Here is a 2,369-nt window from a genome sequence, read left to right as displayed (position 1 = left end):
TTACATCGTCACAGAATTGTACAGCGCGCCTGCGCATGCCCAGACGGACTATCGTGCGCATCCCTAGGTGTTGAATACCGCCGCATGCGGACCGCATAGGGATGAGCCCTGACCAGGTCGTCGGCATACCACGCATCCCTGCAACGCGAACGGGCCGCCCATCTGGGCGGCCCGTCTCGTGTTCAGCTCACTTCCTGACCTATGGATTATTCGGCAACGCGCGACCATGACGTGGACGTGCACGCCCAGCCGCGCTCATGTTGGAACCAGCACCCGGGTTTCCCGCCCCGCCAGGCGCTTTTTCCCGCCCAGCGAACCAATCGAGAGGAGAAAGGCGCACGCCACCACCGTCCCCCCCACTTCCTCGATCAGCTCGGCAGCCGCTTCCGCGGTCCCTCCTGTTGCGAGTACGTCGTCCACCAGAAGGATGCGCGACCGCGCCGGACAGGCATCCACGTGGACCTCGAGCCGGTCGGTGCCGTACTCCAGCCCGTATGCGCGCGAGGCCGTGCGCGCCGGGAGCTTGCCAGGCTTCCGGATCGGGATGACCCCCGCCCCCAACGCGAGGGCGAGCGGAGCGGCCAGCAGAAAGCCGCGGCTCTCGATGGCGGCGATGTGCGTGATCTGGCGCGACCGGAAGGGCTCCGCCATCGCGGCGATGACCTCCGCGAACAGGCGGGCGTCGCTCAGGACCGGGGTGATATCCTTGAAGACGATCCCCGGTTTCGGGAAATCCTGGACGTCGCGCAGCCGAGCCCGGACGCGCTCAGCGACCGCTTCCGGGGTGGACGCTCCCGTCGCCATGTCGCGCCTCATCGATGGATATTGAACGGATAGGGCAGCGGCTTCGGGACCTCGCCAGCCAGTTCTTCGATGTCCATCACCGCGGCGCCCGCGGGCCCGACGCGCAGCGCGGCCCGTAATCGCTCCAGCGAAGCGGCCGTTCCCCCGGCCGCGACCTCCACGTCGCCAGACTCGAGGTTGGTCACCCAGCCGCTGAGGCCGAGGCGGCGAGCCTCCTCACGCACGAACCAGCGGAAGCCGACCCCCTGCACCCGGCCATTCACCCGAACGTGGAGGAAGTGCACCTATTGCTGCTCCCAGCCGTGGGTTCCGTAGAGCGGAACGAAACGCACTGGTGCCACGTCTCTCGTCTCGACCGTGTCGCCGCGCCTGGTCACGAGCTTGAGCGTCTGCTCGGCCATCGGACCCACGGGGACGAGCATCCGTCCTCCGTCGGCCAACTGCTCCACGAGCGGCTGTGGAATCGACGGACCGCCCGCGCTCACGAGGATCGCGTCGTAGGGCGCGTACTCACGCCAGCCCACCGTGCCGTCGCCGAGGAGCATCGAGACGTTCTTGGCGCCGGCGCGGGCGATCGCCTCTCGCGCCATCGTATAGAGGGCGGGTATGCGCTCGATGGTGAAGACCTGCGCGACGAGGTGCGACAGCAGCACCGTCTGATATCCCGAGCCGGTGCCGATCTCCAGCACCCGCTCCCCGCCCTTGAGCCCGAGGGTCTCCAGATAGCGGGCGTGGATCGAGGGCTGGGAGATCGTCTGGCCGCTGCCGATGGGCAGCGACGAGTCCTCGTACGCGCGATGGCGCACGCCAGTGGGCACGAAGGCGTGCCGGGGCGTCATGTCGAAGGCGCGCAGCACCGCCAGGTCGCGGATCCCCTTCTCACGCAGGAGCTCCACGAGCCGGCGCCGCGCGCCGCCCATGGCCCCGTCTAGAGGTCCCGCCACCAATTCCCCGCTGATTCCAGCATGCTGTAATTCGTGAGGTCGAGGTGAAGCGGCGTCACCGAGATGTAGCCGTCCTGAATGGCGCGGAAGTCGGAGTTGTCCTCGCCGCTCCAGACGATGGAGCCGCCCCCGATCCAGAAGATCTCGCGGTCCCAGGGATCCCTCATCGGCTTGATCGATCCGGAGAACACGCGGCTGCCGAGCCGGGTGAGCCTGGCGCCCTTCACCCCGTCAGCGGGAATGGGCGGCAGGTTCACGTTCAACAAGGTGTTCTTCGGGAACGTCGGAAGCGAGGTGAGATGCTTGAGCAGGGGGGTGATCACCTTCACCTGCTGCTTGAGGTGGGTGAGATCCGCCCTGAGGTCTCCCCCGGCGAACGAGAACGCGATGGACGGGATGCCCAGCGCCAGTCCCTCCATGGCCGCGGCGACGGTGCCGGAATAGAGCACGTCCTCACCCATGTTCTGGCCATGGTTGATGCCGCTGAGCACGAAGTCGGGACGCTCCGGGAGGAGCGCTTCCACGGCCAGCATGACGCAGTCCGTCGGCGTGCCGTCCACCTGCCACCGCCGCTCGGCGCGCCGCACGGGGCGCAGCGGATGATGCAGGGTCAGCGAGTGG

The 2,369-nt window shown here is 67.8% G+C and carries 4 protein-coding genes; all 4 read right to left on the bottom strand.

Going from position 1 to position 2,369, the window contains the following annotated elements; translation table 11 throughout:
* Nucleotides 1–255: 255 nt before the first annotated feature.
* Entirely contained in the window at nucleotides 256–804 is a 549-nt protein-coding gene (locus VFE05_14220) for an adenine phosphoribosyltransferase (protein HET6231224.1), read from the bottom strand.
* 8 nt (nucleotides 805–812) lie between these two features.
* The gene (locus VFE05_14215) at nucleotides 813–1,088 is read right to left on the bottom strand and encodes an acylphosphatase (GenBank protein ID HET6231223.1); all 276 of its coding nucleotides are present in this window, start codon (nucleotides 1,086–1,088) and stop codon (nucleotides 813–815) included.
* On the bottom strand, nucleotides 1,089–1,724 hold the full coding sequence (locus VFE05_14210) for a protein-L-isoaspartate(D-aspartate) O-methyltransferase (protein HET6231222.1): 636 nt from the start codon (nucleotides 1,722–1,724) through the stop codon (nucleotides 1,089–1,091).
* 8 nt (nucleotides 1,725–1,732) lie between these two features.
* The coding region (gene surE, locus VFE05_14205) for a 5'/3'-nucleotidase SurE (protein HET6231221.1) at nucleotides 1,733–2,369 on the bottom strand (637 nt) is incomplete at its 5' end.

This window comes from Longimicrobiaceae bacterium (assembly GCA_035696245.1).
GTDB lineage: Bacteria > Gemmatimonadota > Gemmatimonadetes > Longimicrobiales > Longimicrobiaceae > DASRQW01.
The sequence above is the reverse complement of the archived record's forward strand: the minus strand, read 5'-3'. Positions and strand labels throughout refer to the sequence as shown.

Coding starts and splice junctions, on each gene's coding strand:
- VFE05_14220 (HET6231224.1), bottom strand. CDS start 804: ATGGCGACGGGAGCGTCCACCCCGGAAGCGGTCGCTGAGCGCGTCCGG.
- VFE05_14210 (HET6231222.1), bottom strand. CDS start 1,724: ATGGGCGGCGCGCGGCGCCGGCTCGTGGAGCTCCTGCGTGAGAAGGGG.